The following is a 22,401-nucleotide window of genomic DNA, read 5'->3' as shown; positions in this document are numbered from 1 at the left end:
ATAGGCGTCTGGAGCTGGGCTTATAGGTGAGTTCCGTGGTCGGAATCTGTTGCGGTCATACGACGGGGTATTGCAGGGAGGCGGATGCGCGCGTGATGCCGCGACTTGTTTTCCCCCTCACTTGTTATTTTTTTCGAACGTCCGCCGCATAAAAGGCGGCGAATATTGGTGTTTTTTCGAAACGTCCCAGATTATACAGAGTAGATATCGCCATATCTGCACCATGTGAAGTGCAGAAAAAAGAATTGGCCCCGCCTCCAGAGTGGGCCAGCGGCAGGTATCGATGAAATCGTCAGCGGCCGAGGTCATGAATGCATGCGCATCGGACCGGAAAGAGATGTGAAGAACCGTTCTGTGCGGGAATGACAGCCTGATCGTGATCGGGTTTCGAAGCGGTGCTTGCGGGTTCTTTTTTTATAATTCAGTGGCTTTCTGAACTAGAATGTCGGGCTTGCCCAGCCACCCGCCAATGCTGACAGCACTTGTTGTCATAAAATAACTAAAAGCGATGAGTTCTCGCAGTTTCCCGACCATGAACGCCAATGTCACCGCTACGGGAATGTTATGCGCATTGCTCTGAATGCAACAATCCTGCTGTCTCCGTTCACCGGACTTGGGCAATACACCTATCAACTGGCACAAGGATTGGCGGCCCGGCCCGAGATTGATCTGAACCTGTTCTATGGCACCGCGTGGGATCGTGCTGTGCGGCAGGCGCCTGTTGCCAACATCGTCATGCTCAAGGCCGGGATCAAGCGCTTCGTTCCGTGTGCTTATGCGCTCAAGCAGGCGCTTTCTCAATTCCGCTTCACCGCCGGAATCTCGGCGCATCCGCCGGATGTCTATCATGAGCCCAATTTTCTGGCATTCAAGTGTGACAAGCCGTCGGTCGTGACGGTGCATGACCTTTCCTGGATTCGCTTTCCGCATACCCATCCGGTGGAGCGGGTGCGCGCGATGGAAAGATACTTCGAGCCAGGTTTGCGACGCGCTTCCTTGGTCATTACCGATTCCGAATTCGTCAAGGCAGAGCTCATGGATGTGTTCGGGATGGCGGCGGACCGCATAGTGACTGTTCCGCTTGGCGTGGAGGCCTTGTTTCATCCGCGCGACGTGGAGCAGTGTCGGGCCGTTCTGCAGGCGCAGTCCTTGATCTACGGAAATTATTTCCTGGCGGTGGGCACACTTGAGCCGCGCAAGAACCTGTCGGCCGCCCTGGCCGCGTTTTCGCGCCTGCCGGCCTCCATCCGGCAACGGTTTCCCTTGGTGCTGGCCGGGATGAAGGGCTGGCAGACCTCGGACATGGAGCAGCAGATGGCACGTATGGTCAACTCGGGCGAAGTGCGTGTGCTCGGATATTTGCCGCGTGAAGAGCTGGCCGTCATCACGGCCGGGGCTGCGGCGCTGGTTTATCCATCGATCTATGAAGGTTTCGGCCTGCCCCCGCTGGAAGCGATGGCTTGTGGCGTTCCTGTCATCGTTTCCAATGTCTCTTCGATGCCGGAAGTGGTCGGTGACGCCGGTATCAAGGTCGAGCCGCACGATATCGAAAGTATCAGCCATGCCATGGAGTGCATCGTTGAGGATGAGCGTATGCGCACCAGCCTGGGTCGCCAGGCGCTGGAAAGAAGCCTGCAGTTTTCGTGGGACCGTTGTGTAGAGAATACGTTGGCGGTTTATCGTCGAGCCGTCGCCTGAGTGACCTCGCCGTGGCTTGCGCCAGCATCAAGAAACGAATTACGGGAATAATGAATTGAATCCAGCAGTACTCCACGTCTACCGCACCTATTTCCCGGATCCTCCGGGTGGACTGCAGGAGGCGATACGCCAGATTGCCTTGTCCACCGCGATGCTGGGGGCGCGCAATACTGTTTTCACGCTTTCGCCGCAGCCTCGGCCGGCGGTAATCGAACGTCCCGAAGCGACCGTGGTGCGCAGTCGCTCATGGGCGGCGCCGGCGTCCTGCGATCTGGGCGGGCCTGATGCTTTCCGCGAATTCGCGGCCTGTGCGCGCCGGTCGGATGTGGTCCATTACCTCTTTCCCTGGCCTTTCCTCGATGTGTTGCACGCGGTGTCCCGCCCGCGCGCGCCAGCGGTGCTGACCTACATCTCGGACGTGGTGCGCCAGCGCTGGCTCAATGCGGCCTACGGTCCGCTGATGTGGCGAACCCTCAAGGACATGCGCTTCATCGTCGCCAACGCGCCTTCATATGCCGCTACCAGTCCAGTACTGTCGCACCCGGCTATTCGTGACAAGGTGCGTGTCATCCCTTTGGGAATTGAGGAAAGTTCCTATCCGAAGCAAGGGGATGAACGGATATTGGAGCGACTGGGAATTGCGTCAGGCGAGCCTTTCTTCCTATTTCTGGGGGTGTTGCGGTACTACAAGGGCCTGCCATTTTTGATCCAGGCCGCCAGCAAACTCAAGACCAGGATCGTCGTGGCCGGCTCCGGGCACGAGTCGGGCGCGCTGCAGCAGCAGGCGCGACAGGCCGGCGCGGACAATGTGGTTTTTGCAGGCCAGGTCAGTGAAGCGGAAAAGGTTTCCTTGCTGCAATCTTGCCTTGCGCTGGTTCTGCCCTCGCATCTCCGTTCGGAGGCTTACGGGATGGTACTGGTGGAGGCATCGATGTTTTCCAAGCCTATGATTTCGTGCGAAATCGGCACGGGCACATCGTTCGTCAATGCGCATGAGCAGACAGGTCTTGTGGTACCGCCGGAGTCGCCGGCGGCCTTGGAGCAGGCGATGCGCACACTCTTGAGTGAGCATGGCCTGGCCGCCCGGATGGGGGTTGCAGCCCGGCAACGATACGAAAGCATGTTTTCCGGCCCGGCTCTGGGACGCGCCTATCTGGAGCTGTTCCGCGAGGCGGGGATGGTGTGAGGCTGGTGGGCTCATCTGTAGCATTCACCACATAAACAATTCTCGGCATATGGATCAAAGAAGCTATGATGGTGAAATAATGTTGTATTGCACTGCACAAAAATATGAAACGTCTGTTTGACCTGAGCGCCGTCTTGGCAGCGGGATGTCTGTTCGCGCTGCCGATGTTGGTGATTGCGATCCTGATCAAGCTGACCTCCCGCGGACCGGTCTTGTATTGGTCCGACCGCGTGGGGAGGGGGAACGCCATTTTCAGCATGCCCAAGTTCCGGACCATGAAAATGGGCACGCCCGTGGTCGCTACGCATCTTTTGTCCGATTCGTCATCGCACTTGACGCCGATCGGCAGTTTTCTTCGCAAGTCCAGCCTGGATGAGTTACCGCAATTGTGGAGCATCCTCCGAGGGGATATGTCCTTGGTAGGACCGCGGCCAGCCTTGTACAACCAGAGCGATCTGATCGCCTTGCGCACCCGTTACGGAGTAAGTGAGCTGCAGCCGGGGTTGACCGGATGGGCTCAGATCAATGGGCGTGATGAACTGCCTATCCCTGTGAAGGTCCAGTTCGACGTCGAGTATCTTGAAATGCGCTCATTCTGGTTCGACTTGCGTATCCTCTGGGGGACGCTGATCAAGGTCGTTCGCCGAGACGGGGTGACTCACTGAGTCTTGCCATCATCTTGTTTTCTGAGAGAAAAGAAACTGATCAATGAAACGCCGTGTGCTCGAGCTGCCGCGCCTGAACAAGCAGGCCATCGTCGCTGGGATTGATATCAGCCTGTCGTTGCTGGCGACCTGGATTGCGTTTTCTCTCCGTCTGGACACCGTGCATTGGCCCGAGGGTTATCAGTGGCACGTTTATCAGCTGGCGCCTTTGCTCATGCTGCCAATTTTCGTGCGGTTGGGGCTGTACCGGGCCGTATTCCGCTACACGGGGATTTCAGCGATTGTGTCGATCGCCAAGGCGGTCACCTTGTACGGTCTGGTGCTCTTCGCGGTCCTGGTCTGGCTGGCACTTCCCGGGGTGCCGCGCTCGCTGGGCGTGCTGCAACCGCTTCTGCTGCTGGTGTTGGTTGGTGGTAGCCGGGCCTTTGCACGCTTGTGGCTGAGCAAGGCGGACTCCTCGCGCAGGCATCTGCGTCAGCACCGGATGCTGGTATATGGCGCCGGCCAGCTCGGTGCCCAGATCGCCGAGGCGATGGAGCGACGTCATCAGTTGGTGCTGTTCGGATTCCTTGAAGACAATCCGGAGTTGTTCGGCAAGACCATCAATGGCCGCCGTGTATATGCCGCCAGCGATGCCGCTTCTCTCATTGAGTCCTATGCCATCACCGATATCCTGCTGGCCCTGCCGTCCATCAGTCGGGCACGCCGCAAGGAGATCATCGAAAAGCTTCGACCGTTCCATGTTCACATCAGGTCGGTGCCGGATTTTGCGGATGTTGCCCAGGGCAAGGTCACGGTCGCCGATGAGCACGAACTGGATATTCTCGACCTGTTGGGCCGTGATCCCGTATTGCCCAATCCTGCGCTCATCGGTCGCAACATCACCAACAAGGTCGTGCTTGTGACTGGGGCGGGTGGCAGCATCGGCAGCGAACTCTGTCGTCAGATTCTTGAGTCGGGTCCTAGCAAGCTGCTTCTGCTGGATCATAACGAGTACAACCTTTACGCCATCCATCGTGATCTGCAACAGTTGCTGGCACGCAAGGGTGGCACGGGTACGGAATTGATCCCGCTACTGGGAAGCGTGCGCAACTATGCACGGGTCAGCCAGATCTTCCGGACCTGGCGTCCGCGGACTGTTTATCACGCAGCGGCGTACAAACACGTGCCGTTGGTGGAACATAATCCGGTGGAAGGGATCATCAACAACGTATTCGGAACCTATCACGTTGCACGGGCAGCCATCGAGAACAATGTCAGTGATTATGTCCTCATCAGTACCGACAAGGCGGTAAGGCCGACCAACATCATGGGTGCGAGCAAACGGCTGGCGGAGATGGTGCTGCAATCGCTGGCCGATTCTCCGGCACCCCGCTTCCTTGAGCAGCCATCCAACGTACAGCCACTGCCCAACTCGACGCGGTTCTCGATGGTTCGCTTTGGCAATGTGCTGGATTCGTCTGGCTCGGTGGTTCCGCTGTTTCGCGAGCAGATCAAGGCTGGCGGGCCGCTGACCTTGACCGATCCGGAAGTCACCCGCTACTTCATGTTGATTCCCGAAGCCGTCCAGCTGGTGCTGCAGGCCGGTGCCATGACCGAGGGTGGTGATGTATTCGTGCTGGACATGGGCGAGCCGGTGAAGATCCGTGACCTGGCCTACCGCATGGTGGAGCTGTCGGGGCTGACCGTGCGTGATGAAGTCAACCCTGAGGGTGATATCGAGATCAGCGTGGTGGGATTGCGTCCCGGAGAAAAACTGTATGAAGAGTTGCTGATTGGCGAGAGCCCCGAGCCCACGGCTCATCCGCGTATCATGACCGCCCATGAGGTTTTCGTGCCGTGGGATCGTCTGTCCGAAAAGCTCGCGCAATTGCGGGTCGCTCTGGATGCCGAGGATATCGACGTCATCCGTACGCTGTTGCACGAGGTCGTCAATGGGTATCAGCCCGCAGCGGAAATCGTCGACTGGAGTTTCATCGAGAAACGGCGCCAGGCGATGCAGCGGCAAGATGGCCAATCGCCTGCACGCGGCTTTGAAGTCGTTAGCAAGCCCTGAATCATTTAATTAACCTAGAGAACTGTATCCACAATGAGCGCGCTCTCCAATTCCATCTTCAAAGCCTACGACATCCGCGGCATCATCGACAAAACCCTGGACGACCAGGTCGCCTATCAGATCGGTCAGGCCTTCGGCGCCGCCGCGCTGGCCAAGGGGCAGAAGAAGGTCGTGATCGGCCGTGACGGTCGTTTGTCCGGTCCTGCACTGGCCGCTGCGCTGGCCAAGGGCCTGCAGTCGGTGGGTGTGGACGTGATCGATCTGGGCATGGTCGCCACCCCGATGGTCTATTTCGGTACCCATGTGCTGGACACCCAATCGGGCATCATGGTCACCGGCAGCCACAACCCGCCCGACTACAACGGTTTCAAGATGGTGCTGGCCGGCGAGGCCATCCATGGCGAGACCATTCAGGGTCTCTATCACGCCATCGTCAAGGGTGATTTCCCGCAAGGCGCCGGCAGCTACAGCACCCACGACATCAAGGATGCCTACATCGCCCGCATGATCTCGGACGTCAAGCTGGCGCGCCCGCTGAAGATTGCTGTCGATTGCGGCAACGGCGTGGCTGGCGCTTTCGCTGGCGAGCTTTACCGTGCGCTCGGTTGCGAAGTGACTGAATTGTTCTGTGAGGTCGATGGCAACTTCCCCAATCACCACCCCGATCCGGCGCACCCGGAAAACCTGCAGGATCTCATCCGTTGCCTGCAGGAAACCGACAATGAGCTCGGCCTGGCCTTCGATGGAGACGGCGACCGCCTGGGACTGGTGACCAAGGACGGCCAGATCATCTACCCGGATCGTCAGCTGATGCTCTTCGCTGAGGACGTGCTGACCCGCAACCCGGGCAAGCAGATCCTCTATGACGTCAAGTGCACCCGTCATCTGGCACCCTGGATCAGCGCCCGCGGCGGTCAGCCGTTGATGTGGAAGACCGGCCACTCGCTGGTCAAGGCCAAGTTGCGTGAAACGGGTGCGCCCCTGGGCGGCGAGATGAGCGGTCACATCTTCTTCAAGGACCGCTGGTTCGGTTTCGACGACGGTCTCTATGCCGGCGTGCGGATGCTGGAACTGATGGCGCGCCAGAGTGACCCGTCGGCCGTTCTCAATGCGCTGCCCCAGTCGGTCAGCACCCCGGAATTGCAGCTGAAGCTGCAGGAAGGCGAGAATGTGGCCTTGATCGGCAAGCTGCAAAGCGATGCCAAGTTCGAAGGCGCCCAGGACATCATCACCATCGACGGTCTGCGCGTGGAATATGCCGATGGCTTCGGTCTGGCACGCTCTTCCAATACCACGCCTGTAGTGGTGCTGCGCTTCGAGGCAGAGACTGCGGAAGCGCTGGCCCGCATCCAGGGTGAGTTCCGCAAGGTCATCCTGGCGGCTCGTCCCGACGTCGCACTGCCGTTCTGACGGCCTGATGAGGTAAGATGCTGGCCCACAGTTAAGTTCAGTCAGAGTGGGCCAGCCTTGAAAATCCTAATCGTCCGCGTTTCCTCCCTGGGAGACGTCGTCCACAACATGCCGATGGTCGCGGACATCCGTCGTCATTTCCCCGCCGCACAGATCGACTGGGTCGTGGAAGAGGCCTATACGAGTCTCGTCCGCCTCAATCCTCATGTCCACACTGTGATTCCGATCGCCTTGCGTCGCTGGCGCAAGACCTTGTTCTCTGCCGCCACCCGCGCCGAAATTGCGGCTTTCCGGCGCCAGTTGCAGGCCGAGCGCTACGACGTGGTCTTTGATACCCAGGGCCTGCTCAAGACCAGCGTAGTCATGCGCATGGCACGACTGGCCGATCATGGGCGCCGGGTGGGCCTGGCCAATGCTACCGAGGGCTCGGGCTACGAGCCGCTTTCCCGGATCTTCCACGACCAGAGTATCGCAGTCGGTAGGCGCACCCACGCCGTCATGCGTGCGCGCCTGGTGGCTGCCGGTGCATTGGGCTATCAGGTCGAGGGTGAGCCCGATTTCGCCCTGCAGGCGCCCCAACCGGCACGCTGGCCCTGGATGCCGGAGACCCCATATGCCGTCTTCTTCCACGGCACCGCACGTGCAGCCAAGCAATGGCCGTCGGCGCAATGGATCAGGCTGGGGCAGGACCTGGCAGCTCGCGGCCTGCCGGTGTTGCTGCCTTGGGGTAGCACCCGGGAACAGGCGGCTGCGCAGCAACTGGCAGAGGGCATCCCGGGCGCCGTCGTATTGCCGCCGCTGCCGCTGATGCAGGCGGTGTCGCTGGTGCAGCAGGCCAGGCTGGTGATCGGCCTGGATACCGGTCTGACTCACATCGCTGCCGCGTATGGCAAGCCCACAGTTGAGCTTTACTGCGATTCCCCGCGTTGGAAAACCGAAGGCAACTGGTCGCCTCACATCGTCAACCTGGGTGATCTGGGGGCGCCACCGGCCGAAGAGGCCGTACTGTCCGCCGCGCTGGGTTTGCTGGACTGACGGCTCCAGCCCGGTCAGGGCATCGACCCGGATCATTGAAGCAGATCAAAACCTGGTGGCAAACTGTTGAACCGGATCGTAGGGCCACTTGCGGCGGGGGTTTGCGGCCTGCTGACGCGCCTGCATCGCCACACGGCGTTGACGCTTGCGGGCATAATACGCGCCATGGAATCGCAAATTATCGAGATCGGCCTGACCGAATGGCGGGTCGACAACCCCAATCAGGAATGGATCACTGCGCTGGAAGCCGGCAAGGTGCTGTATTTCCCGCACTTGGCCTTCCAGTTGATGCAATCCGAGCAGGTGCTGCTAGATCCGGCCGTGCGCGCCCCGAAGTCCCGCAATATCAGCCTGGACGCGCGTGGGCATATCAAGGGCGCCGCCGGTGGTACGGAGCAACAACTGGCGCTGGCGGCGATGGTGGGGCGCTTTCGCGAGCAGGCTCTGTCTTTGGTGCATACGCTCTTGCCCAAGTATCGTGACGCCCTGCGCGTAGCACCTACCAGCTATCGACCGATCCAGGTGGAAACCCGTGCCCAGTCCTGGCGTGCTGACGACCGCCGCATGCACGTCGACGCCTTCCCGTCGCGGCCGAACTATGGTGAGCGTATCCTGCGCGTCTTTACCAATATCAACCCGGAAGGCGTGCCGCGTGTCTGGCGCGTGGGCGAGCCTTTTGAAACCGTGGCCAGGCGCTTTCTGCCTCGTGCCAAGCCTTATGTTGCCTGGCAGGCGAAATTATTGAAGGCCTTGCGCGTGACGAAGTCCTTGCGCAGCGAGTACGACCACATGATGCTTCAGCTGCACGACGGCATGAAGGGCGACATGCAATACCAGCAGGATGCCCAGCAGGTAACCATGCCCTTCGCCGCAGGCTCGGTCTGGATCTGCTTTTCGGATCAGGCATCTCACGCAGTCATGTCGGGGCAATACATGATGGAGCAGACCCTGCACCTGGCACCGGAACAGCAATACGATCCGCAATCCAGCCCGCTGGCCATCCTGACGCGCCTGGCCGGCCATCCTTTGGTCTGAGATGCGGTTGCTGTATTCCCTGATCTGGTGGCTGCTGCTGCCGCTGGTGCTGCTGCGCCTCTGGTGGCGTGGCCGCAAGGAGCCCGGTTACCGGGCCCATGTGAGCGAGCGTCTCGGCTTTTATGCGCGCCTGCCTGATTCGCAGGCGCGTTTCATCTGGGTGCACGCGGTGTCGGTCGGCGAGACCCGCGCTGCAGAGCCGCTTATCGACGCTCTGTTGCAGCAATACCCCCAGCATTCCATCCTGCTGACCTGCATGACGGCCACCGGTCGCGCTACCGGCGCCCAGGTCTACGGCAAGCATGGCGGGCGTGTCCTGCAAAGCTTCCTGCCGTATGACATTGGATGGATGTGCGCCCGGTTTCTACGACATTTTCGACCAGCTGTCTGTGTGCTGATGGAAACCGAGGTCTGGCCCAGCCTGATCGCCCAATGCCATCGCTACCACGTTCCCGTGATGCTGGCCAATGCCCGTCTGTCGGAGCGTTCGTTGCGGCGTGGGTTGCGTTTTGCCGCCTTGTTGAAGCCGGCAGCTGAGGCCATCAGTGTAGTCGCGGCGCAATCGGACGCGGATGCGCAGCGTCTGCGCGCCTTCGGGGCGGGTCAGGTCGTCGTGACGGGGAGCCTCAAGTTCGACGTTGAGCCACCTGATGCCGTGGTGGCTCGGGGTCTGGAGTGGAAAGCCCAGGTCGGACTACGCAAGGTGCTGTTATGCGCCAGTACCCGGGAAGGCGAAGAAGCCCTGATCCTTGACGCGTTGGCTCGCGAAGGACGGGGTGACTGGCTGACGGTCATCGTGCCCCGTCACCCTCAGCGATTCGATCAGGTCGCCGACATGATCAGTGCCCGTGGCCTGCGCCTGCAGCGGCGGTCCACACTGCAGCAGGACATCCGCTTGCAGGATGTGGATGTACTGCTGGGTGATTCCATGGGGGAGATGTTTGCCTACTATGCGCTTTGTGATGTCGCATTCATCGGTGGCAGCCTCTTGCCGCTCGGTGGGCAGAACCTGATCGAGGCGCTGGCCTTGGGTAGGCCGGTGTTGATCGGCCCGCACACTTTCAATTTCCAGCGCATTACCGAGGATGCCATTGCCGAGCACGCAGCAGCGCGCGTAGAGAATGCAGATGCATTGCTGCGTCAGTGGAAAGAACTCGTGTCCGACCACACGCGTATGGATCAAAGGTCGCATTCCGCAAAGGAATTTGCGCAGCGTCACCAGGGGGCAACTGGCCGGACGCTTTCTCTGCTGGATGCGCTGCTGACGGACGGTCAGGCGCGGCGATAGGCGTCGACCGTTTTCTGGAATGCGGCGTCGACTGTCGTTCTGGGCGTCCAGCCCAGCAGATCGCGGTTCTTGCTGATGTCGACCTGCAGGGAGCCGCAAAGACGTTGCGCGATTCCAGGCCTGCCCATCATGCGTGCTGCCAGCATCAGCCATGAGGCCGGTAGCGATGGCAGGAACGGCGACTTGCCCAGGGCAAGGGAGATGCGTCTGAGCATGGCGGTGGTTGAGATGTCTTCACCATCGGAAACCAGGAAAACCTGGCCTGCAGCATCGGGGTGGCTCAGGCAGACGCAGATCAGGTCCACCAGGTTATCCAGCGCTACCAGGCTGCGGCGATTGCTGGTGATGCCGCCCAGCGGCAGCGGTATGCCTTTATCCAGCCAGCGGATCATGCTCAGGAAATTGGCTTTGACGCCAGGGCCATAGACTAATACCGGTCTTATCACCACCACTTCCATGGTTCTATTGCGCGCCAGCTCCCGCAGCGCCTGTTCGGCTTCCATCTTGGAGATGCCGTAGGGATCAGCCGGGGCGGGCGTATCGTCGGCTGTAAAGGGGCGTCCTGGTTGCGTCTCCTCGCCATTGACCTTGATCGAGCTGATGAAAATGAAACGGCGGACTCCCGCCTGTTGCGCTTGACGTGCCAGCGCCAGCGTTCCTTCAACATTGGTCCTGCGGAATTCCGACAACGGATCGCCAGCTGTCTCGTTCATCACGTGTACCCGCGCCGCGCAGTGGACCACCGCCTCCATACCGTCTAGTGCTGCTGACCAATTGGTATCGGGTGCCAGTTCTTCGATGATCACTTTTTCCAGTGTGCTGGAGTCTACGGGCAGCTTTGCTGTGGGGCGAAGTGCGGCACGCAGATGATGACGGTCCTCGGAGGCAAGTTGGCGAACCAAGGCTTGGCCAACGAAACCGGAGGCGCCGGTAATGAGAATACGCATGGACAAATAAGGGAGCGGCGGGGAAAGAGGACGCCAATACTATCATCGTGTCCCGACTTGCCCGGTGAATGTGGAGGTCAGCTCGTCTGGCTGCTTGGTATATAGAAGAATGGCCTTGCTTGGCATCGGGATGGTGCCGCCTATTTGGGCTGGATAAATTATTTTCGAATATTTTTCAAAAAGTGCTTGCGTGGTGTGAGGGGCGTTGCTATAGTTCGCCCCCTGCTGACGCGACACACGAAGCGAAGTTGAAAAACAGAGCGACGAAGGTGGGCGAAGCAGGTGAGTAGTGAAGCAGTTTGAAGGGCGTTTTAAATGGGAGTAGTCGAGCGGTAGTAAAAGCGAAGACGAAAAAATTTAAAACGAATCGCAAAAAAGTAGTTGACGCGATGAACTAACTGCTACATAATCTCGTTTCTTTGCTGCTGACGAACAAAACGATTCGCAGCGATGCAAACAGCGCCAGGCGCGTTTGATGCAGATGATCTTTAAAAATTAACAGCCGATAAGCGTGGGCGTTTAATGAAGTGCGACAGAACTTCGGTTCTGGAAACTTTAAATATTAAATGCTCACAAGAAATATAGGTAAGATCGCAAGAAATTACCTGTCAGTATTTTGAGAGAGCGATGCCCTTCGGGGTAGCCAGAAATGGCACAAAACAGAGATTAAACTAAAGAGTTTGATCCTGGCTCAGATTGAACGCTGGCGGCATGCCTTACACATGCAAGTCGAACGGCAGCATAGGAGCTTGCTCCTGATGGCGAGTGGCGAACGGGTGAGTAATATATCGGAACGTGCCCTAGAGTGGGGGATAACTAGTCGAAAGACTAGCTAATACCGCATACGATCTACGGATGAAAGTGGGGGATCGCAAGACCTCATGCTCCTGGAGCGGCCGATATCTGATTAGCTAGTTGGTGGGGTAAAAGCTCACCAAGGCGACGATCAGTAGCTGGTCTGAGAGGACGACCAGCCACACTGGGACTGAGACACGGCCCAGACTCCTACGGGAGGCAGCAGTGGGGAATTTTGGACAATGGGGGCAACCCTGATCCAGCAATGCCGCGTGAGTGAAGAAGGCCTTCGGGTTGTAAAGCTCTTTTGTCAGGGAAGAAACGGTTCTGGATAATACCTGGGACTAATGACGGTACCTGAAGAATAAGCACCGGCTAACTACGTGCCAGCAGCCGCGGTAATACGTAGGGTGCAAGCGTTAATCGGAATTACTGGGCGTAAAGCGTGCGCAGGCGGTTGTGTAAGTCAGATGTGAAATCCCCGGGCTCAACCTGGGAATTGCATTTGAGACTGCACGGCTAGAGTGTGTCAGAGGGGGGTAGAATTCCACGTGTAGCAGTGAAATGCGTAGATATGTGGAGGAATACCGATGGCGAAGGCAGCCCCTGGGATAACACTGACGCTCATGCACGAAAGCGTGGGGAGCAAACAGGATTAGATACCCTGGTAGTCCACGCCCTAAACGATGTCTACTAGTTGTCGGGTCTTAATTGACTTGGTAACGCAGCTAACGCGTGAAGTAGACCGCCTGGGGAGTACGGTCGCAAGATTAAAACTCAAAGGAATTGACGGGGACCCGCACAAGCGGTGGATGATGTGGATTAATTCGATGCAACGCGAAAAACCTTACCTACCCTTGACATGGATGGAATCCCGAAGAGATTTGGGAGTGCTCGAAAGAGAACCATCACACAGGTGCTGCATGGCTGTCGTCAGCTCGTGTCGTGAGATGTTGGGTTAAGTCCCGCAACGAGCGCAACCCTTGTCATTAGTTGCTACGAAAGGGCACTCTAATGAGACTGCCGGTGACAAACCGGAGGAAGGTGGGGATGACGTCAAGTCCTCATGGCCCTTATGGGTAGGGCTTCACACGTCATACAATGGTACATACAGAGGGCCGCCAACCCGCGAGGGGGAGCTAATCCCAGAAAGTGTATCGTAGTCCGGATTGGAGTCTGCAACTCGACTCCATGAAGTTGGAATCGCTAGTAATCGCGGATCAGCATGTCGCGGTGAATACGTTCCCGGGTCTTGTACACACCGCCCGTCACACCATGGGAGCGGGTTTTACCAGAAGTGGGTAGCCTAACCGCAAGGAGGGCGCTCACCACGGTAGGATTCGTGACTGGGGTGAAGTCGTAACAAGGTAGCCGTATCGGAAGGTGCGGCTGGATCACCTCCTTTCTAGAGTGCGCACGAAGTTAAGCGTCCACACTTATCGGCTGTAATTCAAAGAACAGTTATTTGGTGAAGCGCGGTCTGTGACACAAGGTCATCGACTGGCTACTGATACTGATCCAAGCGGGTCTGTAGCTCAGCTGGTTAGAGCACCGTGTTGATAACGCGGGGGTCGTTGGTTCGAGCCCAACCAGACCCACCAAGGTTTCGGGGGTTTAGCTCAGCTGGGAGAGCACCTGCTTTGCAAGCAGGGGGTCGTCGGTTCGATCCCGTCAACCTCCACCAAGAAATGTCAAACCTAAGTCAGCGTTGAGCGTATGGCGTAGTGATTTAGGTTTGATCTTTTACGATCAATGGCTGTTTTTGTTCTTTAACAATCTGGAAGAAGTAAAGATTCATTTAAACGATCGCCAGGACTTCGGTTCTTGCGAAAGTAAAAATGGGTGTGATTGTATCAATCAAAGTATTACGAAGTGATCTTAGCAATTAGAAGACTTACTTTGGAATACGGCAAACGCTAAAACTCAACGCTTCTTTATAACGCTCTTGCAAAAGAGGCTAACGTTATAGGAACAAGCGAATAAGTGCACATGGTGGATGCCTTGGCGATTACAGGCGATGAAGGACGTAGTAGCTTGCGATAAGCTGCGGGGAGCTGGCAAACAAGCTTTGATCCGCAGATTTCCGAATGGGGAAACCCGGCCGTAAGGTCATCGTTATCTGAATACATAGGGTAACGAAGCGAACGTGGCGAACTGAAACATCTAAGTAGCTACAGGAAAAGAAATCAACCGAGATTCCCAAAGTAGTGGCGAGCGAAATGGGATCAGCCTGCAAGATTTAGCATCAACGATAGCAAAACGGAATGGAAAGTCCGGCCATAGTGGGTGATAGCCCCGTATGCGAAATCGATGGTGTGGAACTAGGCTTGCGACAAGTAGGGCGGGACACGTGAAATCCTGTCTGAACATGGGGGGACCATCCTCCAAGGCTAAATACTCGTAATCGACCGATAGTGAACCAGTACCGTGAGGGAAAGGCGAAAAGAACCCCGGAAGGGGAGTGAAATAGATCCTGAAACCGTGTGCATACAAACAGTAGGAGCCTCGAAAGGGGTGACTGCGTACCTTTTGTATAATGGGTCAGCGACTTACATTCAGTGGCAAGCTTAACCGAATAGGGAAGGCGTAGAGAAATCGAGTCCGAATAGGGCGTTCAGTCGCTGGGTGTAGACCCGAAACCAAGTGATCTATCCATGGCCAGGTTGAAGGTGCGGTAACACGCACTGGAGGACCGAACCCACTAATGTTGAAAAATTAGGGGATGAGCTGTGGATAGGGGTGAAAGGCTAAACAAACTTGGAAATAGCTGGTTCTCTCCGAAAACTATTTAGGTAGTGCCTCAAGTATCACCATCGGGGGTAGAGCACTGTTATGGCTAGGGGGTCATCGCGACTTACCAAACCATTGCAAACTCCGAATACCGATGAGTGCGAGCTTGGGAGACAGACGCCGGGTGCTAACGTCCGACGTCAAGAGGGAAACAACCCAGACCGCCAGCTAAGGTCCCAAAGATTGGCTAAGTGGAAAACGAAGTGGGAAGGCTAAAACAGTCAGGAGGTTGGCTTAGAAGCAGCCATCCTTTAAAGAAAGCGTAATAGCTCACTGATCGAGTCGTCCTGCGCGGAAGATGTAACGGGGCTAAGCCAGTCACCGAAGCTGCGGATATCCGTAAGGATATGGTAGGAGAGCGTTCTGTAAGCCTGTGAAGGTGTCTTGTAAAGGATGCTGGAGGTATCAGAAGTGCGAATGCTGACATGAGTAGCGATAATGCGGGTGAAAAGCCCGCACGCCGTAAGCCCAAGGTTTCCTGTTCAACGTTCATCGGAGCAGGGTGAGTCGGCCCCTAAGGCGAGGCAGAGATGCGTAGCTGATGGGAAGCAGGTTAATATTCCTGCACCGTCGTTAGATGCGATGGGGGGACGGATCGCGGAAGGTTGTCCGGGTGTTGGAAGTCCCGGTTCTTGTATCGAAGAAGGCTGTTAGGCAAATCCGGCAGCGTAATTCAAGGGTATGAGACGAGCGAACTTGTTCGCGAAGCAATCGGAAGTGGTTCCAAGAAAAGCCTCTAAGCTTCAGTCTAACGAGACCGTACCGCAAACCGACACAGGTGGGCGAGATGAGTATTCTAAGGCGCTTGAGAGAACTCGGGAGAAGGAACTCGGCAAATTGGTACCGTAACTTCGGGATAAGGTACGCCCAAGTAGTTTGACTGGCCTGCGCCAGAAGGACAAAAGGGTTGCAATAAAATGGTGGCTGCGACTGTTTAATAAAAACACAGCACTCTGCAAACACGAAAGTGGACGTATAGGGTGTGACGCCTGCCCGGTGCTGGAAGATTAAATGATGGGGTGCAAGCTCTTGATTGAAGTCCCAGTAAACGGCGGCCGTAACTATAACGGTCCTAAGGTAGCGAAATTCCTTGTCGGGTAAGTTCCGACCTGCACGAATGGCGTAACGATGGCCACACTGTCTCCTCCCGAGACTCAGCGAAGTTGAAATGTTTGTGATGATGCAATCTACCCGCGGCTAGACGGAAAGACCCCATGAACCTTTACTGTAGCTTTGCATTGGACTTTGAACCAATCTGTGTAGGATAGGTGGGAGGCTTTGAAGCAGGAACGCTAGTTTCTGTGGAGCCAACCTTGAAATACCACCCTGGTTTGTTTGAGGTTCTAACCTTGGTCCGTTATCCGGATCGGGGACAGTGCATGGTAGGCAGTTTGACTGGGGCGGTCTCCTCCCAAAGTGTAACGGAGGAGTTCGAAGGTACGCTAGGTACGGTCGGACATCGTGCTAATAGTGCAATGGCATAAGCGTGCTTAACTGCGAGACTGACAAGTCGAGCAGGTACGAAAGTAGGACATAGTGATCCGGTGGTTCTGTATGGAAGGGCCATCGCTCAACGGATAAAAGGTACTCTGGGGATAACAGGCTGATTCCTCCCAAGAGTTCATATCGACGGGGGAGTTTGGCACCTCGATGTCGGCTCATCACATCCTGGGGCTGTAGCCGGTCCCAAGGGTATGGCTGTTCGCCATTTAAAGTGGTACGTGAGCTGGGTTTAAAACGTCGTGAGACAGTTTGGTCCCTATCTGCCGTGGGCGTTGGAAGTTTGAAGGGGGCTGCTCCTAGTACGAGAGGACCGGAGTGGACGAACCTCTGGTGTATCGGTTGTCACGCCAGTGGCATTGCCGAGTAGCTAAGTTCGGAAGAGATAACCGCTGAAAGCATCTAAGCGGGAAACTCGCCTTGAGATGAGACTTCCCGGGAACTAGATTCCCCTAAAGGGTCGTTCGAGACCAGGACGTTGATAGGTCAGGTGTGGAAGCGCAGTAATGCGTTAAGCTAACTGATACTAATTGCCCGTGCGGCTTGTTCCTATAACATTAGCTCTGTTATAGACAAGTTGAGCATATATTGTGTTTGCCCTAGTGCATCACACCCCAGAATCTAATTACTTCTTCCAGTTTGAGTTGCTTGCTGCTCCCTTCGAGAGCAAGGAACTATACAAGTTATGCCTGATGACTATAGCAAGTTGGTACCACCCCTTCCCATCCCGAACAGGACCGTGAAACGACTTCGCGCCGATGATAGTGCTGCAACCAGTGTGAAAGTAGGTCATCGTCAGGCTTGTTACTCCCAAGAACCCTCGTTACGAATGTAGCGAGGGTTTTTGCTTTGCGGCGGCAAAAACACGCACCCATCCCACCCGGCTGCATACAACGCCACAGGCCGCTTTTATTAGCATTGCGCTCCTGCTCTCAATAGGCTGACCTCGATTCGAGTGCAAGTGACGCTTAAGTCTGTTGCCCACAGGATCGGCCCGGACAAAGCTCCCAGCCGATACACCCCCTTCAATTGGATATCTTATCCACCGCCTATCGTGCCCACAGACCGACGCATCGATTGCACGACATCAAGTTGAAAACTTAGTATTTGGGGAACAAGCAGGGCGCAACGGGGCGTCCAGTGTGGCCTCAATAATTAGACAACTTAGTTTATGCACAGGGTAGCCTTCGAGTTTGCGCGGGACTTATCTTATCCACAGCCCCAAATACCCCATGACGTCCATCGCTGCTGACTTGATCGAGCAACATCCGACCGAGCTCCGCGTGACCTTACCCACGCACCCAACCCTCTAAACCACAAGACAATAAAAAAGCCGGCAAATGCCGGCTTTTTTACTTCCATCCACAACACGATCTCAACAGATCGCCATAAAACTTACTGCTTGGCTGCAACACTCAAGGTGTTCTCGTTGATACCACCACCCAATGCCTTATACAGATCAATGGCATTGTTCAAGCGCAGCTGGCGAGCCTGGATCAAGGCCTGTTGTGCAGAGAACAGGTCCCGCTGTGCATCAAGCTGATCCAGTGAAGACGCAATCCCGTTCTTGAAACGCAGATCAGTCAACTTCAGCCGCTCCTGCTGGGCCGCCAGGAAAGCCTCCTGCGCCTTGACCTGGTCATCCAGAGTCCCGCGCGCGACTAGCGCGTCGGCAACTTCGCGGAAGGCCGTTTGGATGGTCTTCTCATAGCTCACTACAGCCTTGTTCTTGCGTACTTCAGCCAGGTCCAGATTGGCGCTGTTGCGGCCGAAATCGAAGATGGGCAGCGAGAGTGAGGGGCCGAAGCTCCATGCGCCCGAACCACTCTCGAACAATCCACCCAGTGTGCTGCTGGCGCTGCCGAAGCTGCCTGTCAGCGAGATGCGCGGGAAGAATGCCGCACGCGCCGCACCGATGTTGGCATTGGCTGCCAGCAGGCTCTGCTCGGCCGAGCGGATGTCAGGGCGATTGGTCAGCAGCTCCGAAGGCAGTCCAGCGGGGATGTCGGTCACGATCTTTTCATCCGACAGCAGTTGCGCGGGTGGCAGGTCGCCCACCTTTTTGCCCACCAGCAGCGTGAGGGCGTTCTCGGCTTGTGCACGCTGACGTTCCAACTGGGCCTTGGCCACACGAGCCGATTCCACCAGCGTCTGCGTCAGGCGAAAATCCAGCGCAGAACTGGCACCTACGTCGAAACGCTTTTGCGCCAGATCCAGATTGGATTCACGCGACTTGAGGGTGTCATTGGCCAGTTGCAGCTGCTCGGCATAGGAGCGCTCGGACAGGTAGGCCTGCGCCACCTGCGCGACCAGGCTGATCTGTGCCGACTTCTGTGCCTCTTCGGTACTCAGATAGCTGGCCAGCGCCGCATCCTTGAGGTTGCGCACGCGACCGAAGAAGTCCAGCTCGTAGGCTGGCACCGCCAGGCCCACCTGGTAGCTGTTGCTGATCACAGGCTGGCCCGTCAGCGACTGGCTGGCCGACGTACGGGTACGCGCAGCATTGCCAGTGACGTTCAGATTGGGCAGGAGATCGGCACGGGCGATCTGGTATTGCGCCCGGGCTTCTTCGATGTTGAGCACGGCAGTGCGCAAGTCGCGGTTGTTCTCCAGAGCGGCCGCGATCAGCTGCTGCAGCCGCTGGTCGGGGAAGAACTGGCGCCACCCCAGGTTGACAGCCTGCAGTTCGGCACGGCCAGCGGCATCCGCCGGATAGGCGGCTTCCACCGGCGCTTGCGGACGCTCATAAGTGGGGGCCAGCGAGCAGCCCCCCAGGACACCGGCCACCAGCAGCGCTGCGCACATTTGCAGCAGGCGCGGCGAGCGCGGCAACGACAGATTAGCCATTGTTGTTCTCCACATTGATCTTGGGCGAATGGTCAGCGTCGAACTTGCGCTGACGATCGCTACCCTTGAATATCTTGCGCACGACCACGAAGAAGATCGGCACCAGGAACACCGCCAGTACGGTCGCCGTGATCATGCCGCCCATCACGCCGGTACCGATGGCGCGCTGGCTGGCAGAGCCGGCGCCAGAGGCAATCGCCAGCGGCAGCACACCGAGGATGAAGGCCAGCGAGGTCATGATGATCGGACGGAAACGCAGGTGAACCGCCTCAAGCGTCGCCTCGATCAACCCCTTGCCCTGCGCCTGCAGATCCTTGGCGAATTCGATGATCAGGATCGCGTTCTTGGCCGACAGACCCACCACCGCGATCATGCCCACCTTGAAGTACACGTCGTTTGGCATGGCGCGCAACGTCACGCCCAGCAGCGCACCCAGGATGCCCAGCGGCACCACCAGCATCACCGCCAGCGGAATGGACGTACTTTCATACAGCGCTGCCAGCACCAGGAACACCGCGATCAGCGACAGTGCATACAGGGCAGGAGCCTGGTTGCCGGAGGTCTTTTCTTCCAGCGACTGACCCGTCCATTCAAAGCCGAAGCCAGGTGGCAGCTTGGCCACAAAGGATTCCAGCTCCGCCATCGCCTCACCGGTACTGCGGCCAGGAGCAGCGCCACCGGCGATCTTCATGGCCGGGTAGCCGTTGTAGCGGATCAGCTGTACCGGACCATTGATCCACTTCGCAGTGACGAAGGCCGAGAACGGAACCATGCCGCCATTGGAATTGCGGGCGTACAGGTTGGTCAGGTCTTCCGGTTGCAGACGACGGGTGGCGTCAGCCTGCACGATCACACGCTGTTGACGACCCAGGTTGGGGAAGTCGTTCACATAGGACGAGCCCAGCGCCGTGGACAGCACGCTGTTGATCGCCGAGAACGGCACGCCCAGGGCGTTGGCCTTGTCGCGGTCGATGTCCAGCTGCAGCTGTGGCGCATCTTCCAGACCTTCCGGACGCACACCGGCCAGCACCTTGCTCTGCGAAGCCATGCCCAGGATCTGGTTGCGGGCCTGCACCAGTGCAGCGTGGCCCATCCCGGCGCGATCCTGCAGACGGAAGGTGAAGCCGGTAGCATTACCCAGTTCCGGGATCGGTGGCGGGTTCAGCGGGAACACGATCGCATCCTTGATCTGCGAGAACGCACCGAAAGCCTTGCCCGCGACGGCGTCCGCCGACTGCGACTTGTCGCGTTCGGACCAGTCCTTCAGCGGGGTGAACACCAGTGCCGCATTCTGACCGTTACCCGAGAACGAGAAGCCCAGCACCGCAATGGCGTGTTCCACTGCCGGGTCCTTGAGGTAATACTCTTCGATCTTCTTGACCACCTCGGTGGTGCGCGCCGTGCTTGCGCCCGGCGGCAACTGGACGTTGGTGATGATGTAGCCCTGGTCTTCATTGGGCAGGAAGGAGGCGGGCAGGCGCACGTACAGCAAGCCCACGCAGGCCACGATCACGACATAGACGATCATGTAGCGGCCAGCCTTGTTCAGCATGCGGGCGATCACGCCCTGATAGCCGGCGGCGGTGCTGTTGAACTTGCGGTTGAACCAGCCGAAGAAGCCCTTCTTCTCGTGGTGATGACCCTTTTCGACCGGCTTGAGGATGGTGGCGCACAGCGCCGGCGTCAGCGTGAAGGCCATCAACACCGAGAACACCATCGAAGCCACCATCGACAGCGAGAACTGACGATAGATCGCACCCACGGCACCGCCGAAGAAGGCCATCGGGATGAACACCGCGATCAGCACCAGGGTGATACCGATCAGCGCGCCGCTGATCTGGCCCATGGCCTTGCGGGTGGCGTCAGCCGGCGAGAGACCTTCCTCGCTCATGATGCGTTCGACGTTTTCCACCACCACGATCGCATCGTCCACCAGGATACCGATGGCCAGCACCATGCCGAACATGGTCAGCACGTTGATCGAGAAGCCGAACAGCAGCAGCGTGGCAAAGGTACCCAGCAAGGCCACCGGCACCACGATGGTGGGGATGATGGTGTAGCGGATGTTCTGCAGGAACAGGAACATCACCAGGAACACCAGCACGATCGCTTCGATCAGGGTCTTGACCACTTCTTCGATCGAGATCTTGACGAACTTGGAGGTGTCGTAGGGGATGGTGTACTTCACGCCAGTGGGGAAGTACTTGGCCAGCTCGTCCATCTTCTTGTGTACGGCCGTAGCGGTGCCCAGCGCATTGGCGGTGGGCGAGAGCTGCACGCCGATGAAGGAGGAGGGCTTGCCGTCCAGACGACCGGAAGTGTCATAGCTCTGGCCACCAACCTCGACCCGGGCGACATCACGCAGTCGCACCGACGAACCGTTGGCATTGGCGCGCAGCACGATGTTGCCGAACTGCTCGGGCGAAGTCAGCTGACCGTTCACCACCACGGTGGCGGCGATCTGCTGGGTGCCCGGGCTGGGCAGGGCGCCCAGTGTACCGCCGGCCACCAGCGCGTTCTGTGCCTGGATGGCTGCGGTCACGTCAGCCGGGGTCAGGTTCAGGCCGATCAGCTTGTTCGGATCGATCCAGATGCGCATGGCGCGTTCGGTACCGAACAGCTGTGCCTGGCCCACGCCCGGGACACGCTTGATTTCGTTCAGGACGTTACGCGACAGATAGTCACCCAGCGCCACCGGATCGAGCTTGCCGTCGGTCGAGGAAAGACCGATGAAGAGCAGGAAGTTGGAACGCGACTTGGTCACCTGCACGCCCTGCTGCGTCACCGCAGCCGGCAGACGGGCCTCGACGCGCTTCAGGCGGTTCTGCACATCCACCGCCGCCAGGTCCGGATTGGTTTCCGGCGAGAAGGTGATGGTGATCTGCACCTGGCCATTGGCCTGGCTTTGCGACTCGATGTATTGCAGGCCATCGGCGCCGTTCATTTCCTGTTCGATCAGGCTGGTCACCGAATCGTCCAGGGTCTGTGCGGTCGCACCCGGGTAGGTCGCCGTGACCACGATGGTCGGCGGCGCGATGTTGGGGTACTGGGACACCGGCAGGCCGGTGATGGCCAGCGCACCGGCCAGCATGATGAAGATCGCTAGCACCCACGCGAATACGGGGCGATCAATAAAAAACTTTCCCATC

11 protein-coding genes, 2 tRNA genes and 3 rRNA genes are annotated in these 22,401 nt (G+C 57.8%); 13 read left to right on the top strand and 3 right to left on the bottom strand.

The window, feature by feature from the left end; genetic code table 11:
• Positions 1–564 precede the first annotated feature (564 nt).
• The 8 genes from ACEOAC_RS22920 to waaA all read left to right on the top strand — a co-directional run bounded on the left by ACEOAC_RS22920 (position 565) and on the right by waaA (position 10,373).
• Positions 565–1,698 carry a glycosyltransferase family 4 protein gene (locus ACEOAC_RS22920; RefSeq protein WP_413443245.1) on the top strand — a complete coding sequence of 378 codons (1,134 nt, stop codon included), beginning with the start codon at positions 565–567 and terminating at the stop codon, positions 1,696–1,698.
• Positions 1,699–1,753: 55 nt separating this feature from the next.
• A complete protein-coding gene (locus tag ACEOAC_RS22915; RefSeq protein WP_413628595.1) occupies positions 1,754–2,884 on the top strand; it encodes a glycosyltransferase in 1,131 nt (376 codons plus the stop codon).
• 104 nt (positions 2,885–2,988) lie between these two features.
• A complete protein-coding gene (locus ACEOAC_RS22910) occupies positions 2,989–3,549 on the top strand; it encodes a sugar transferase (protein ID WP_413443243.1) in 561 nt (186 codons plus the stop codon).
• A gap of 43 nt (positions 3,550–3,592) precedes the next feature.
• Entirely contained in the window at positions 3,593–5,605 is a 2,013-nt protein-coding gene (locus ACEOAC_RS22905; RefSeq protein WP_413443242.1) for a polysaccharide biosynthesis protein, read from the top strand.
• A gap of 33 nt (positions 5,606–5,638) precedes the next feature.
• Positions 5,639–7,015, top strand: a complete 1,377-nt coding sequence (locus ACEOAC_RS22900) for a phosphomannomutase/phosphoglucomutase (protein WP_413443241.1) — start codon at positions 5,639–5,641, stop codon at positions 7,013–7,015.
• Positions 7,016–7,072: 57 nt separating this feature from the next.
• Entirely contained in the window at positions 7,073–8,050 is a 978-nt protein-coding gene (waaC, locus tag ACEOAC_RS22895; RefSeq protein ID WP_413443240.1) for a lipopolysaccharide heptosyltransferase I, read from the top strand.
• A 165-nt stretch (positions 8,051–8,215) separates the two neighbouring features.
• Positions 8,216–9,085: a Kdo hydroxylase family protein gene (locus ACEOAC_RS22890; protein WP_413443239.1), complete on the top strand. Its 870-nt coding sequence runs from the start codon at positions 8,216–8,218 to the stop codon at positions 9,083–9,085.
• Between the two features lies 1 nt (position 9,086).
• Complete coding sequence (gene waaA / locus ACEOAC_RS22885; protein ID WP_413443238.1) at positions 9,087–10,373, top strand: lipid IV(A) 3-deoxy-D-manno-octulosonic acid transferase; 1,287 nt, start codon at positions 9,087–9,089, stop codon at positions 10,371–10,373.
• Here the strand turns inward: waaA and ACEOAC_RS22880 are convergent.
• The gene (locus tag ACEOAC_RS22880) at positions 10,358–11,320 is read right to left on the bottom strand and encodes a UDP-glucose 4-epimerase family protein (protein ID WP_413443237.1); all 963 of its coding nucleotides are present in this window, start codon (positions 11,318–11,320) and stop codon (positions 10,358–10,360) included. The genes waaA and ACEOAC_RS22880 overlap by 16 nt on opposite strands.
• A 668-nt stretch (positions 11,321–11,988) precedes the next feature.
• Here ACEOAC_RS22880 and ACEOAC_RS22875 point away from each other — a divergent pair.
• From ACEOAC_RS22875 to rrf, 5 genes are all read left to right on the top strand, one after another.
• Positions 11,989–13,520: ribosomal RNA gene (locus tag ACEOAC_RS22875) — 16S ribosomal RNA — on the top strand.
• 119 nt (positions 13,521–13,639) lie between these two features.
• Positions 13,640–13,716, top strand: a tRNA-Ile gene (locus ACEOAC_RS22870).
• 7 nt (positions 13,717–13,723) lie between these two features.
• Positions 13,724–13,799: transfer RNA gene (locus ACEOAC_RS22865), tRNA-Ala, on the top strand.
• 285 nt (positions 13,800–14,084) lie between these two features.
• Positions 14,085–16,956, top strand: a 23S ribosomal RNA gene (locus ACEOAC_RS22860).
• Between the two features lie 137 nt (positions 16,957–17,093).
• A 5S ribosomal RNA gene (rrf, locus tag ACEOAC_RS22855) occupies positions 17,094–17,206 on the top strand.
• Together the 16S, 23S and 5S rRNA genes with 2 tRNA genes alongside form the textbook arrangement of a ribosomal RNA operon.
• Before the next feature lie 594 nt (positions 17,207–17,800).
• On the opposite strand, the gene adeC is transcribed toward rrf, so the two are convergent.
• The gene (gene adeC, locus ACEOAC_RS22850; protein WP_274620148.1) at positions 17,801–19,252 is read right to left on the bottom strand and encodes an AdeC/AdeK/OprM family multidrug efflux complex outer membrane factor; all 1,452 of its coding nucleotides are present in this window, start codon (positions 19,250–19,252) and stop codon (positions 17,801–17,803) included.
• Entirely contained in the window at positions 19,245–22,400 is a 3,156-nt protein-coding gene (locus ACEOAC_RS22845) for an efflux RND transporter permease subunit (protein ID WP_077236880.1), read from the bottom strand. The genes adeC and ACEOAC_RS22845 overlap by 8 nt, the downstream gene beginning before the upstream one ends.
• Position 22,401 lies beyond the last annotated feature (1 nt).

It is taken from the genome of Herbaspirillum frisingense (assembly GCF_047325095.1).
Lineage (GTDB): Bacteria > Pseudomonadota > Gammaproteobacteria > Burkholderiales > Burkholderiaceae_D > Herbaspirillum > Herbaspirillum frisingense.
This window is presented reverse-complemented; position numbering and strand designations above follow the sequence as displayed.